Raw genomic sequence first — 13,395 nt, forward strand, 5'->3', positions numbered from 1 at the left:
TATGCTAATTTATCTGAAAGTGTTTAACAAACGCTGATGAGGTAGTGGTTAACTGGTATTTAAGGAAGACTTCAATGAATAAGAAAAAAATTGTTGTTATCGGCGGGTCGGCAGCGGGTCCTAAAACAGCTGCAAAGGCAAGAAGGTTAGATGAACACGCCGAGATTATTTTGTTGCAGAAAGACAAAGATCTCTCAATGGCTTCTTGTGGTTACCCTTATTATGTAGGTGGTGTATTTGATAACCGTAATGCTTTAATTAGTACCCCAACCGGTGTTGTTAGAGACCCTAAGTTTTTTTTAAATGCGAAAGGGATTGATGCTCGTACCGGTACAGAAGTAACTTCTATTGACAAAGAAACGAAGCAGCTGACATGTAAAAATGTTGAGAGTGGGGAAGTTGAATCTATTGATTACGACAAATTGGTGATATGTACGGGGGCACAGCCGATTATACCGCCGATTCCAGGTACTGATTTACAAGGGATCACCACCCTTCAATCAATGAAAGATGCCGATTTCCTTCGTAGCGTTAGAGATGAGAAGAAGATTAAGAAAGCGATTGTTATTGGCGGTGGACTTATTGGTATCGAAACCTGTGAAGCTTTGCAACTTGCTGGTATCGATATTACTGTTGTAGAACTTGCACCACAGTTATTAACTTTCCTCGATTGGGAAATGGCAGAAATTGTAGAAAATCACGTTCGAGCAAAGGGAGCGAATGTTATCACCAATAATGGAGTTGCTTCATTCTTAGGTGAGGATGGTGTATTGACTGGCGTTAAGCTCGCGAATGGTACTGAATTACCGTGTGAACTTGCGGTTGTCGCTATCGGCGTTCGTCCTAATTCAGCTCTTGCTCAGCAAGCTGGTATTAAGGTCGGCAGGACAGGTGGAATTGTTGTCAACGAATATATGCAGACTTCTGATCCATTTATCTATGCAGCAGGAGATTGTGTTGAATCTACCAATTTATTGACCAACCAAAAAGTTCACGCCCCTATGGGAGATTTAGCCAATTTACAAGGGCGAGTTGCAGGTGAAAATGTGATTGAAGGCAATAACGTCACATTCCCGGGAGTACTTCAGACCGGAATTTGTAAGGTCTTCGACTTTTCTGCAGGCTCAACCGGATTATCAGAAGCAACTGCGAAACAACTTGGTTATGACACCTTTGAGACCGTGATCAACACTAGCCCAGACAAACCTGGATTTATGGGTGCTAAGCTGCTGATTAGTAAAATGTTGGCGGATAAAAAAACGGGCAAAGTACTAGGGCTGCAATGTGTTGGTAGTGGAGATGTAAGCAAGCAGATTGCTTCTGCAGCCATGGCACTAAAAGGCGGTTTTACGGTAGAGGATTTGATTAATCTCGATTTGCCTTATGCTCCGCCGTTTTCTTTGGCAATAGATCACTTTGTGGCGACTTCACACCTCATGCAGAATAAACTCAAGAATCGTCTGAAAGGCATTTCTTCCATCGAACTCAAGAAAAAACTCGAGCAACAAGATCCGTTATTTATCATTGATACAAGAGGCCCAGATGAATTTGAAGATATGCGCTTAGGTATTGGTGAAACACTTATCCCTCTTGGAATGGTAAGAAAGCGTTTGGATGAGTTACCAGAAGACAAAAATACCGAAATCATTTGTTTCTGTAAGATTTCCCTTCGAGGTTACGAAGTGGCGTTGATTCTCGAAGCTAATGGGTGGAAGAATGTTAAAGTGTTGGAAGGTGGTGTAATGGCATGGCCATATAAGCGCGAGAAGTAGAGAAGTATTTCTGACCAAGCTCTTTATAAAGCGCTTTAGTTCGACCGGTTGGCGTATGTTTACCGGTTTTGTTTTTCTTACTCTGTTGCCATTTGTGGCTATTTTCTCTTTATATTATGATGTGAAGTAAATGAATAGAAGAGTTCCTAGGCGATTACAGTCTTGAGTAGCAAATCGTTTTGATTAAGGTGTGTTTTTTATGAAAGTAATACTTTCTTTATTGTTAGTGATCGTTTCCTATTCAGTGAGCGCAGAGCAGTGTGATGTTTCGGTAGAGCGTGATATTAAGTCTAATGATGGTTGGTTACTTTTTCACTTAGAAGATGGAACCAACGTTGAAATTAATGATGAGAGCCAAGTATTGATTGGAGGAGACGTTGTCGAGCTCACTCCAGAGCAACTTCAAGCTGTACAACAATATCGTCAATTGGTTACTCATCATATGGAAAGTCTTGCCGATTATGCGACAAGCAATGCACAGTTCCTTGACCATGTTATTGATGATATCGCTGCTTCATTGGGAGCTCCTGGTGCCTTTGATGAGCTAAAAGAAGAGTTAGACCAGTTTTGGGGTGCTGCCTCTGAAGCATACCTTAATACTGATACGGTCATTTTACCAGCAGGGACTTTTGATTCGCTGAGTGAGACGTGGAAATCTCATGCATTGAAAGCTAAGGCTTTGTTTGATGAAGAATTTATTGAGCAAGTGTGGCAAGTGTTATTGAGTAAGATCCAAGAAGAGGGTGGAATTAGTTTATCGGCAATGGGCGGATTGCTTCTTGAGTTGGAGGCGAATATATCTGAACGTTTAGAAACACACAGCAAAGAATTGGATGTACAAGAGAACAAAATGTGTGAATCGTTGCATGAAATTGTCGATCAAGAAGATGATATGCGTAACCAAATCCCAGAGTTACAAGATTATAGAATCTTTACTATTTAGCCAAATGAATGACACATGATCGAACAGTAAAAAAGAGAGCACAGTGCTCTCTTTTTATATTTTTGAACAATTTAATTAATACTTGGAATATTTTTAAGTAACATGACCATTTGTTGCCAAAACTGACCAACTGTATCGATTTTAACTTTTTCGTCAGGAGAGTGGGGGAACTTGATTGTAGGCCCAAATGAAATCATATCCATCTGAGGGTAAGGTTGTTTGAACAATCCACATTCTAACCCAGCGTGAATGACCATAATATTGGGCTTTGCACCATAGACCTCTTGATATTTATCTCGGAATATAGCCATGACTTCGGATTCTGTATCTGGTTTCCACCCAGGGTAAGCATCATAGAAACGAACATCGGCACCCGCTAGTTGGGCAATAGAAGTCACCATACTCTCAGTATATTCTCGACCACTATCGATCAAACTTCGAACTAATATTAAAACAGACAGTTTTTCAAACTCTGTCGATACGATGCCTATATTGAGCGAGGTTTCAACAATACCTGGCACATCATTGCTCATACTTATCACGCCATTAGGCGTTGCATTGAGTGTATTGATGATGGCGTTCGTACTGGTTAGTGTTATTGGATCAAGAGTATGCTCGGTCAACACGTCTGTTTTAGCGACAATATTGGGTTCAACTTGAATTAACTCTTTTTTAATTAAGGTGACGAACTGTTCGTACGCAACGATAATGTCCTGAGTTTGGCTTTTTGGACATTGAATGGTGACAGAGCCTTCTCGAGGAATCGCATTTCTTAACGTTCCTCCGGAAAAATCGATGAGTTGAATTTTATGTTTCTTATCAATTTCCGCTAAGAAACGAGACAGAAGTTTATTGGCATTCCCCCGACCTAGGTGAATATCGACACCAGAGTGTCCCCCTTTCAAACCCTTGAGATCCAATTTTATTATCTGTGAGTCGCCTTTGGCCGGTTCACGAGTAATTGGTAGCTCTAGCAGACCATTGATCCCTCCGGCACAGCCAACATACACTTCGCCTTCTTGTTCTGAGTCGGTATTTAGTAAAATGTCAGCATCGAGCCATCCTGCCTCTAATCCAAATGCGCCTTCCATTCCCGCTTCTTCATTGATGGTGAGAAGAACTTCAAGTGGACCATGCTCAATATTCGTTGATGCTAACACGGCCAAGCACGTAGCCATACCAATCCCATTGTCAGCACCCAATGTTGTGCCATCAGCCGTGACCCACTCGCCATCGATATAGGGACGAATCGGATCGGTCGTAAAGTCGTGTTCTGTGTCTTCATTTTTTTGAGGAACCATATCGAGATGAGCTTGAAGGACAACAGTTTTGCGTTTCTCCATTCCACTCGTTGCGGACTTTTTGATAAATATATTTCCGATTTTATCGCGCTTAACATCGAGCTTGAGCTCTTGGGCCCAATTTACGATGTAGTTTGCTAATGCTTCTTCATGATAAGAAGGGTGAGGAATAGAGCAAATTTTATCGAATATCTCCCATACATTACTTGGAGATAAAAGAGCGATTTCTGAGTGATGTTGTGACATAGATAATTCCTCCCATGTTGAAAATGGGTTGATGATGAATAGACGTAAGCTATGAATACAAATGTAAGCTTTATATACAAAAAGACGCATTAAAGAATATCACTGATTGTGACAGGAGAGTAGTAACAAGGCTAACCTAGCTAACCGATGATATTGGTAAACGTTCATCGCTTACATATTGATGGAGCTTCAGTACGTAAAAAAATATATTTTTGTAATTTAATTACCTAAATGTGTTATTAATTAATCACTTTTAAATGTTTTTTTATATTTAAAGTTGTCATGTTGTAATTTATTTTCTTTATGGTATTCTATTTATCAATCGATGAATGACTGCTTGGTTATTTTGATTGATTTATCATCAAGGCGCAGCTTGAGTTTATCCTGATTTCAATCTGTTCTGTTTTGATAGTCGCAATGATTGGTTGCTCTTTTGCATTGCGACAAATGTAAGACTAGTTTACTGGACTTGCATCTGAACATTTTTGTTCACCCCAAATTATTATTGGACTGTAAAGCCCCAAATGGTTAATAACTATCCATCGCCATCTTATATAATTTAAGATGGCGTTTTTTTGTCTGCAATACGGCTTATAGTGTTTCGTATATTGCTCTTTAGCGCTGATGGAATCTTGATCTAGAGGGGGCTTTTAGCGCCTTTTTACTATCATTTTTAACCCTAAATCTCTATAATCGCCCGGGCTGTGGCGAGTCTTGTTTTACGTATTTTTGTGACGTGAATATCCATAAGTTTGATTTGCTTTTAAGCACACCATTTCATCGTATAATAAGCTACGTTTGTTCTCTTTTACGTAAGATAGACCACCGTTTAGCGAATTTAGTGTCAATAACATTGGGATAGACTAATGAGTAAAAAATTTCTTATCACTTGGGACAATATGCAAATGTATTGTCGTCAACTTGCCGAACTCCAAATGCCAGCTGAACAATGGCGTGGTATCTTAGGGGTTAGTCGTGGTGGTCTCGTTCCTGCAGCAATTTTAGCTCGTGAATTAGGTATTCGTTATGTCGATACGATTTGTATAGCAAGTTACGATCACGACCACCAACGTGATATGAATGTAATAAAAGCACCAGATCATGATGGTGAAGGGTTTTTAATTGTTGATGATCTTGTTGATAGTGGAGACACTGCAAGAAAAATTCGCGAAATGTACCCAAAAGCTAAACTTATCACTGTGTGTGCTAAGCCTTCAGGTAAAGATCTTGTCGATGAATATATTGTCGACATTGCTCAAGATACGTGGATTGAACAGCCGTGGGATACATCGGTCGTTTATATTGAACCGATAAACCGGAAGTTGAAGTAAAGCCGTGTATTGAATTTTGATTAATGGTCCTGTTTAGGGCCTTTTTTCCGTTACCATTTTAAAAACGTCAAACTGCTGGGGATGTTATGTCTGCCAATTCCATTAAATCAAGTGAGAGTGCCAACTTATCTGAGAAGCTATTTGCCAATCACCGCCAGGCAAAAGAGACATCTTCTCTTACTCAATATATGCCCAGTAGTGCTCAGTTTATAGCAGACAAGATAGATGATCCTAATAACTCATGGTATCGAACACTATCTCGTATGCAGTGGATATGGCAAGGCATTGATCCTATTGATCAAGAAGAAGTATTAGCTCGAATCGCCTCTTCAACTCATTCGCGAACTCACGATGCTTGGTTAGATACGGTGATGGGCTATCATAGTGGAAATTGGGCCTATGAGTGGACTAAGCTAGGCAGTCGTTATCAGCAGCAAGCGAAACTACTTGAAGGCGAAAAAGCAGCAAACAAACTATTTTCTGCTTCTTTGTGCTTTAGTATTGCCGGGTACCCTCATCTGAAAAATGATAATTTATCCGTTCAAGCCCAAGCATTAGCCAGCTCGACTTATCATGAGGCGACAGAGAAAACAGCCTATGTGGTAAAACGATTAGAGTTTCCCTATAAAAATAAAAAAATAGTGGCTCATTTACATCTTTCTCACACTGAAAAACCCCAACCCGTAGTTATGATTTCGGCAGGATTAGACAGTCTACAAACTGATATGTGGCGGATTTTTCGGGATTACTTAGCGAAACGAAATATTGCGATGTTAACCATTGATATGCCATCGATTGGGACAAATTCGCATTGGCCTCTGACAGAAGATTGCTCTGTGTTACACCAAGAAGTACTCAACCAATTACCCACATTGCCATGGGTCGACCATCATAGTGTTGGGCTCTTTGGCTTTCGCTTTGGTGGAAACGCAATGATTCGACTTTCATTTCTTGCGCCAGAAAAAATTAAAGCGTGTGTAGCGATTGGTGCGCCACTTCACGATGTATTATCGTCACCACAGAAAGTAAAAAATATGCCAAAAATGTATTTAGATGTATTGGCGTCTCGGCTAGAAAAGGGAATGGTTGATGTGGATAGTTTATCTCGTCAACTTCGAGCTTGGTCACTAAAAGAGCAAGGTTTTCTCGCAGGAAGAAAAACAAAAGTGCCTATCTTAGCGCTGTCTCTTCAAGGGGACCAATTATCTCCTTTGAAGGACAATAAGCTTGTTGAAATATACAGTTCAGGTGGAAAAGCGAAGGAAATTAATTCGAAATCCATCTCTCATGGATATGATCAGTCACTTGATTTAGCAATTAATTGGCTAGAAGATGAACTAATTTAGTGACAAGTGGCTTTGAATTAGTTACAAACATATAATTAATAGACTATTGAAATCAATAATATAGCAAGTACAACTAAACGTTAGTGATTATGACAGGGAGTATAACAATGCCACATGAGGTTAAAATTCCGACGTATCATAGGCTATTGAGTGCATTCAAAGCGGTTGGTCCATATCTACGTCAAGAAAAATGCGAGCCAGAAATTTACTTTTTTGATTGCTTATCAGTATGTGTCGATGATACTCAATCTCCCGAAACACGTGAATTTTGGGGATGGTGGATGTTATTAATTGATACTGACAACGGCTTTCAAGCTAATTACCAATATGGCCGTTTTGATGTTGAAGGAAACTGGGTTAAAGAAGATTTAAAAGAAGCTGATGTTGCAGAAATTGAGCGCACTCGCAGTGTGTTTCATGACAAATTAACAGCAATGCTCGCTAAGGATTTTGAACTTAGTGTTGAATTAGACGAAAGTGAACTTGTGACCGTTTAACTTAAAAAGCGAAATAAAGATTCAATCTCGTTGAAAAGGTGCTTATTAGCGCCTTTTTTACTTGTTAAACTAACGCTAGATTGTTAAAACATCGTCTCAAACATTATTAGCTTAACCATAGATAAAAGATAGCTCATGACTACAAAGAAAAGCGAACAACTGCAGCATCCTCAAACGGTGATTGTAAAGTTAGGAACAAGTGTGCTCACTGGTGGAACACTTGCTTTAGATCGCGCCCATATGGTTGAGTTGGTGCGTCAGTGTGCTGAGTTAAAGAAGCTAGGCCACTCAGTTGTTCTGGTTTCATCTGGAGCCATCGCAGCGGGAAGAGAGCACTTAGACTTTCCTGCATTACCTTCTACAATGGCAAGCAAACAACTCTTAGCTGCTGTTGGGCAGAGTCAGTTGATTCAAGCTTGGGAGTCGTTATTTTCGATCTACGGTATTAAGATTGGTCAAATACTATTAACTCGTGCCGATCTTGAAGATCGTGAACGCTTTTTGAATGCGCGCGATACGATTAATGCGTTGGTTGATGGTGGAATTATTCCTGTTGTGAATGAAAATGATGCGGTAGCGACCACCGAAATTAAAGTCGGTGACAACGATAACCTATCAGCATTGGTTGGTATTTTGTGTGGCGCGGATAAATTACTGCTGCTAACGGATCAAAAAGGGTTATTTACTGCTGACCCTCGTAAAGATCCCAATGCTGAGCTAATCAAAGAAGTCACCCGAATTGATGATACCTTGCGCGAAATTGCCGGTGGAAGTGGCACCACGCTCGGTACTGGTGGTATGGCAACGAAGTTACAAGCCGCGGATATTGCTCGTCGTGCTGGTATTGAAGTCATCATCGCAGCCGGAAGAGCAACTAACGTTATATTCGATTCTTTAGGGGACTCACCTCAAGGAACTCGCTTTTTGCCATTGGAAGAATCGTTAGAAAACCGTAAACGTTGGATATTGGCAGGTCCTACAGCATCGGCCGACATTATGATTGACCAAGGTGCCGTTAACGCGGTGACAACCAATGGAAGCAGCTTGTTAGCTAAAGGGGTTATACGAGTTCGTGGTCGATTAGCACGTGGTGAAGTTGCTCGTGTTATTGATAAATCTGGTAAGATTGTCGCTAAAGGCATTAGCGCTTATTCAAGTCAGGATTTGGAAAAAATTCTCGGTAAGCACAGTAAAGATATTCTGGCCATTCTAGGATATGATTTTGGTGCCGAGGTGATACACCGTGATGACATGGTGGTCATTCAAGAATAGATAGGAGTACATCGTGGATTTAACTCTAATGGGGAAAGCGGGCAAAGAAGCGGCTTTTCAACTTGCAACCGCGTCGACCGCTCAAAAAAATCGAGCGTTATCATTGATTGCTGATGAATTGGAAGCACGTTCAGAAGCGATTCTGGCTGCTAATGCAATCGATATTGAACTGGGTCGAGAGGCTGGTTTAACGGAAGCCTTATTGGACCGTTTATTATTGAACGACTCGCGTCTCAAAGGTATTGCTTCTGATGTTCGTAACGTCATTAACCTCAATGACCCCGTTGGAAGTGAAATCGATAGCCGTGTACTCGAAAATGGTATGAGCCTCGCTAAGCGACGTGTCCCTCTTGGTGTGGTGGGGGTGATCTATGAAGCTCGCCCTAATGTCACGATTGATATTGCTGCATTGTGTTTAAAAACCGGAAACGCGAGTATTCTTCGTGGTGGCAAAGAAACGTTCAACTCTAATATGGAATTGGTTAACGTTATCCAAGCTGCATTAGAAAAGGCCGGTTTGCCAGCCGCTTCTGTTCAGTATATAGAAAAGCCAGATCGTGAGCTTGTTGGGCAATTGCTTAAGCTCGATCAGTTCGTCGATATGATCATTCCTCGTGGTGGTGCTGGACTACATAAAATGTGTCAGGAAAATAGCACAATCCCAGTCATTATAGGTGGTTTTGGTATTAGCCATATTTATGTTGATGCGAATGCGGATCTTGAGCGCTCACTTGATGTGGTTGAAAACTCGAAAGTTCAGCGTCCGTCTGCGTGTAATTCGTTGGATACGTTACTGGTGCATCAGGATATTGCAGAGTCATTTTTGACAAAACTCGCAGTACGACTAAACGATCAAGTCTCATTCGTTGCGACACCAGAAGCAAAAGAGTTAATGCCGATGGCGAAAGAGATCCGAGATGTAAAAGACGGCGATTTCGATACTGAATGGTTAAGTTATACTCTTGGTGTCAAAGTTGTTGCCGATGTGAATGAAGCCATTGATCATATGCGTGAACATAATGCGAGTCACTCTGATGCCATTATGACGAATGACTTAAACAATGCAGAACTGTTTATTAATTCCGCTGGTTCTGCTGCGGTATATGTTAATGCATCTACCCGCTTTACCGATGGCGCGCAATTTGGCCTTGGTGCCGAAGTTGCGGTCTCAACTCAAAAGCTGCATGCTCGTGGTCCTATGGGATTAGAAGAGCTCACCAGCTATAAATGGGTAGGAAAAGCAAACTATCTTGTTCGTCCTTAGTTTTATCTCGTGATCTAACAAGCAAAGGGGCTATTTAGCCCCTTTTTGCATTTCTTCCGTTTTCCATTTCCGCTACACTCGTCTTATTCATGTGGAGGTTATATGCATTGTCCTTTTTGTTCTGAAACTGATACTAAAGTAATCGATTCCCGCTTGGTTGCCGATGGGCATCAGGTACGTCGTCGGCGTGAGTGTGTGGCGTGTCATGAGCGCTTTACCACGTTCGAAACAGCGGAATTAGTGATGCCTCGGATTATTAAATCTAATGGTAACCGAGAACCATTTAATGAAGAAAAAATGATGGGTGGGATTTTACGAGCGCTAGAAAAGCGCCCTGTTAGTGCCGATGCTATCGATATTTCGTTAAGTTTGATTAAGTCGCAACTGCGGGCGACAGGTGAGCGTGAAGTGCCGAGTGATTTAGTTGGAAATCTTGTCATGGAACAATTAAAAGAGTTAGATAAAGTTGCATATATCCGTTTTGCTTCCGTTTATCGTAGTTTTGAAGATGTACGAGAATTTGGTGAAGAGATTGCCAAACTACAAGACTAGAGACGATAACAATAGAAGCGAGTTGGTCTAATGTCAGAGTTTTCGTTGTTCGATTATAAGATGATGAATCGCGCGATTCATCTCGCTAAACAAGGACGCTTTACCACAGCTCCTAATCCTAATGTCGGATGCGTTATCACCAACGATGAACATATTGTTGGTGAAGGTTACCACGCAAAAGCAGGAGAGCCTCATGCTGAAGTTCATGCTCTACGACAGGCTGGGGCAAAAGCCAAGGGCGCGACAGCTTACGTAACATTAGAACCTTGCTCTCACTATGGGCGAACGCCGCCTTGTGCGGAAGGGTTAATTAAAGCTGGAATCGTAAAAGTGGTCTGTGCCATGAGTGATCCCAATCCTTTGGTTGCTGGGAACGGCTTTCAAATGCTTCGAAACGCCGGAATCGATGTGGCTATTGGTTTACTTGAATCCGATGCCGCCGCGTTGAATCCCGGATTTATTAAAAAGATGAGTTCGGGATTGCCTTATGTTCAACTAAAAATGGCAGCAACCTTGGATGGTCAAACCGCTTTAGCCAATGGTAAAAGCCAATGGATCACTTCAGCCGCAGCTCGCCAAGATGTTCAAGCTTATCGAGCGATAGCTGGGGCGATATTGTCGACCAGTCAAACGGTTATTGCAGATAACGCTTCTTTAGCGGTGCGTTGGCATGAATTACCGGATTCAATTCAAGCGAATTACCCTGAATCACAATTACGTCAGCCCCTTCGCGTTATTCTCGACCGCCAACAGAAGCTTACTCCGGATTTACGGATTTTTAATGACGGTAGTCCCCCGATTATGACGGTGGCTGAAAAGTCAGGAGATATCATTGTAGATGTTGATTCTCAAAAACAGTTAAACCTTGAAACGCTATTGAAAACACTCGCGACCGAGCAGCAAGTTAATCATGTTTGGGTAGAGGCTGGTGCGACACTAGCAGGAAGCATGATTCGTCAAAATCTGGTTGATGACATTGTGCTCTATTTAGCGCCTAAATTGATAGGCAGTGATGGGCGAGGGTTGTTTGGAAAGTTAGGATTAACAGAAATGAGCGACGTCATTGATTTAGAGATTCAAGAACTCACTAAAGTCGGGCCTGATATTAGAATCGTTGTCCGACCACAATATAAGAATTAATTAAATATGTTTACAGGTATTGTAGAAGCCGTTGGATCCCTAGCTGCGTTGACAGCAAAAGGTGAAGATATCAGCATTCGAGTGAATGCGGGTGTATTGGATATGAGTGATGTAAAGCTTGGTGATAGCATCGCAACCAATGGGGTGTGTTTGACTGTTGTTGCGATGACATCGACCAGTTATACCGCCGACTTATCCGTTGAAACACTAAATAAAACTGGATTTGCTCACTATAAGGTGGGCGACGATGTGAATTTAGAAAAAGCGATGTTGCCGACAACACGGTTTGGTGGGCATATTGTCTCGGGGCACGTGGATGGTGTTGGAACAATAATTGAGCGAAATAGTGTTGGACGGGCCATTGAGTTTTGGGTTGAAATGCCAAGCTCGCTTAGTAAATATGTTGCTGAAAAAGGGTCCATTACTGTTGATGGAATAAGCTTAACAGTGAATGATTTACGTAAAAACGCCTTCAAATTAACCATTGTGCCACACACATCATCAGAGACTACAATCAATGATTTTCAAGTGGGACGCAAAGTAAATTTGGAAGTCGATGTAATGGCTCGTTATTTAGAGCGATTAATTGGAGCGAAACAAGAAGCAGAGCCTGATTCCGTACTGACGATGGACTTTTTGCAAAAACACGGCTTTGCTTAGGTTCTCGTTGCAATTACTCGCTATAGTAAAGGTTAATTAGCAATAGATATTGCTCGTCGAATTGTGCTAGAATCCGGCGATTCTCATGGGTGAACAGAGTTTGAAGGAAAGTTTATGAAAGTGATCGAGGGTGGTTTTCCAGCACCAAATGCAAAAATAGCTATCGTTATATCTCGTTTTAATAGTTTTATTAACGACAGGCTTCTTGAAGGTGCAATCGATACTTTAAAGCGTCATGGGCAAGTTGCTGATGATAATATTACTATCGTTCGCTGTCCTGGAGCTGTAGAGCTTCCGCTTACGGCCAAAAAAGTGGCTATGACCAATAAATTTGATGCCATTATTTCTCTTGGCTCTGTTATTCGTGGAGGCACGCCACATTTTGACTATGTATGTAGCGAATGCAATAAAGGTTTAGCGCAGGTTTCAATGCAGTATGACCTTCCTGTTGCCTTTGGTGTATTGACGGTTGATACCATCGATCAAGCTATCGAACGAGCAGGTACTAAAGCTGGAAATAAAGGCGAAGAAGCGGCACTTAGCGCGCTAGAAATGATTAACGTTCTTGCAGAGATTGAACTCTAATGGGTGCACGTGTGAAACCACTTTCGCGTCGTAACGCTCGCCAGTTTGCATTACAGGCTATCTATTCATGGCAAATTACCAAGGATGATGTTGCAAATATCGAAGCGCAATTTCTTTCAAATGGTAAATATGACGATGAAGAGCACAGCGCTCAAGAACCTTCGTTGCAGGCACCTGAAACAGATGTTGAATATTTCCGTAATTTGCTTACTGGAGTCGTGCTAAATGTTACTGCTTTGGATGCAAAGATTCGTCCATATACGTCTCGTCCAATGCAAGACCTCGATATGATGGAGCTCGCTTTGTTACGTTTGTCCATGTACGAAATGACACAGCGTGATGATGTGCCGTACAAAGTAGTGATTAACGAAGCAATCGAACTTGCTAAAGTGTTTGCAGCAGAAGATAGTCATAAGTTTGTAAATGGTGTGCTTGATAAAGCGGCACCACATGTACGAAAGAAATAGTCGTAAATTTTAAAGAAAG

13 protein-coding genes are annotated in these 13,395 nt (G+C 41.5%); 12 read left to right on the forward strand and 1 reads right to left on the reverse strand.

Features of this window, described 5'->3' with window-relative positions; translation table 11 throughout:
- The first annotated feature begins 74 nt into the window (after positions 1-74).
- The gene (locus ACWU4D_RS07045) at positions 75-1,772 is read left to right on the forward strand and encodes an FAD-dependent oxidoreductase (protein ID WP_456050702.1); all 1,698 of its coding nucleotides are present in this window, start codon (positions 75-77) and stop codon (positions 1,770-1,772) included.
- Between the two features lie 199 nt (positions 1,773-1,971).
- Entirely contained in the window at positions 1,972-2,715 is a 744-nt protein-coding gene (locus ACWU4D_RS07050) for a DUF2884 family protein (RefSeq protein WP_456050703.1), read from the forward strand.
- A gap of 71 nt (positions 2,716-2,786) precedes the next feature.
- On the opposite strand, the gene ACWU4D_RS07055 is transcribed toward ACWU4D_RS07050, so the two are convergent.
- Entirely contained in the window at positions 2,787-4,262 is a 1,476-nt protein-coding gene (locus tag ACWU4D_RS07055; protein WP_456050704.1) for an aminoacyl-histidine dipeptidase, read from the reverse strand.
- Positions 4,263-5,128: 866 nt separating this feature from the next.
- Between ACWU4D_RS07055 and gpt the strand changes: the two genes are divergently transcribed.
- The 10 genes from gpt to nusB all read left to right on the forward strand — a co-directional run bounded on the left by gpt (position 5,129) and on the right by nusB (position 13,376).
- Positions 5,129-5,593 (forward strand): xanthine phosphoribosyltransferase, encoded by a 465-nt coding sequence (gene gpt, locus ACWU4D_RS07060; RefSeq protein ID WP_456050705.1) that lies wholly within the window; start codon positions 5,129-5,131, stop codon positions 5,591-5,593.
- Between the two features lie 101 nt (positions 5,594-5,694).
- Positions 5,695-6,939: an esterase FrsA gene (gene frsA / locus ACWU4D_RS07065; protein WP_456050792.1), complete on the forward strand. Its 1,245-nt coding sequence runs from the start codon at positions 5,695-5,697 to the stop codon at positions 6,937-6,939.
- A gap of 107 nt (positions 6,940-7,046) precedes the next feature.
- Positions 7,047-7,436: a sigma factor-binding protein Crl gene (crl, locus tag ACWU4D_RS07070; protein WP_456050706.1), complete on the forward strand. Its 390-nt coding sequence runs from the start codon at positions 7,047-7,049 to the stop codon at positions 7,434-7,436.
- 135 nt (positions 7,437-7,571) lie between these two features.
- Positions 7,572-8,708, forward strand: coding sequence for a glutamate 5-kinase (gene proB, locus ACWU4D_RS07075; RefSeq protein WP_456050707.1), 1,137 nt, complete (start codon positions 7,572-7,574; stop codon positions 8,706-8,708).
- Positions 8,709-8,721: 13 nt separating this feature from the next.
- Complete coding sequence (locus ACWU4D_RS07080; RefSeq protein WP_456050708.1) at positions 8,722-9,972, forward strand: glutamate-5-semialdehyde dehydrogenase; 1,251 nt, start codon at positions 8,722-8,724, stop codon at positions 9,970-9,972.
- 102 nt (positions 9,973-10,074) lie between these two features.
- The gene (gene nrdR / locus ACWU4D_RS07085; protein WP_456050709.1) at positions 10,075-10,524 is read left to right on the forward strand and encodes a transcriptional regulator NrdR; all 450 of its coding nucleotides are present in this window, start codon (positions 10,075-10,077) and stop codon (positions 10,522-10,524) included.
- A 30-nt stretch (positions 10,525-10,554) separates the two neighbouring features.
- Positions 10,555-11,664 carry a bifunctional diaminohydroxyphosphoribosylaminopyrimidine deaminase/5-amino-6-(5-phosphoribosylamino)uracil reductase RibD gene (ribD, locus tag ACWU4D_RS07090; protein WP_456050710.1) on the forward strand — a complete coding sequence of 370 codons (1,110 nt, stop codon included), beginning with the start codon at positions 10,555-10,557 and terminating at the stop codon, positions 11,662-11,664.
- Positions 11,665-11,670: 6 nt separating this feature from the next.
- The gene (locus ACWU4D_RS07095; RefSeq protein ID WP_456050711.1) at positions 11,671-12,324 is read left to right on the forward strand and encodes a riboflavin synthase; all 654 of its coding nucleotides are present in this window, start codon (positions 11,671-11,673) and stop codon (positions 12,322-12,324) included.
- A 114-nt stretch (positions 12,325-12,438) separates the two neighbouring features.
- Positions 12,439-12,909 carry a 6,7-dimethyl-8-ribityllumazine synthase gene (ribH, locus tag ACWU4D_RS07100; protein WP_456050712.1) on the forward strand — a complete coding sequence of 157 codons (471 nt, stop codon included), beginning with the start codon at positions 12,439-12,441 and terminating at the stop codon, positions 12,907-12,909.
- Complete coding sequence (gene nusB, locus ACWU4D_RS07105) at positions 12,909-13,376, forward strand: transcription antitermination factor NusB (protein ID WP_456050713.1); 468 nt, start codon at positions 12,909-12,911, stop codon at positions 13,374-13,376. The genes ribH and nusB overlap by 1 nt, the downstream gene beginning before the upstream one ends.
- The last annotated feature ends 19 nt before the right edge of the window (positions 13,377-13,395 follow it).

Source organism: Vibrio phycocola (genome assembly GCF_053850235.1).

What these genes read in the sequence shown, in the direction of transcription:
- nrdR (WP_456050709.1), top strand. Translation starts at nt 10,075, where the DNA reads ATGCATTGTCCTTTTTGTTCTGAAACTGATACTAAAGTAATCGATTCC.
- gpt (WP_456050705.1), top strand. Translation starts at nt 5,129, where the DNA reads ATGAGTAAAAAATTTCTTATCACTTGGGACAATATGCAAATGTATTGT.
- crl (WP_456050706.1), top strand. Translation starts at nt 7,047, where the DNA reads ATGCCACATGAGGTTAAAATTCCGACGTATCATAGGCTATTGAGTGCA.
- ACWU4D_RS07055 (WP_456050704.1), bottom strand. Translation starts at nt 4,262, where the DNA reads ATGTCACAACATCACTCAGAAATCGCTCTTTTATCTCCAAGTAATGTA.
- nusB (WP_456050713.1), top strand. Translation starts at nt 12,909, where the DNA reads ATGGGTGCACGTGTGAAACCACTTTCGCGTCGTAACGCTCGCCAGTTT.
- proB (WP_456050707.1), top strand. Translation starts at nt 7,572, where the DNA reads ATGACTACAAAGAAAAGCGAACAACTGCAGCATCCTCAAACGGTGATT.
- ACWU4D_RS07050 (WP_456050703.1), top strand. Translation starts at nt 1,972, where the DNA reads ATGAAAGTAATACTTTCTTTATTGTTAGTGATCGTTTCCTATTCAGTG.
- ribD (WP_456050710.1), top strand. Translation starts at nt 10,555, where the DNA reads ATGTCAGAGTTTTCGTTGTTCGATTATAAGATGATGAATCGCGCGATT.
- ACWU4D_RS07045 (WP_456050702.1), top strand. Translation starts at nt 75, where the DNA reads ATGAATAAGAAAAAAATTGTTGTTATCGGCGGGTCGGCAGCGGGTCCT.
- ACWU4D_RS07095 (WP_456050711.1), top strand. Translation starts at nt 11,671, where the DNA reads ATGTTTACAGGTATTGTAGAAGCCGTTGGATCCCTAGCTGCGTTGACA.
- ribH (WP_456050712.1), top strand. Translation starts at nt 12,439, where the DNA reads ATGAAAGTGATCGAGGGTGGTTTTCCAGCACCAAATGCAAAAATAGCT.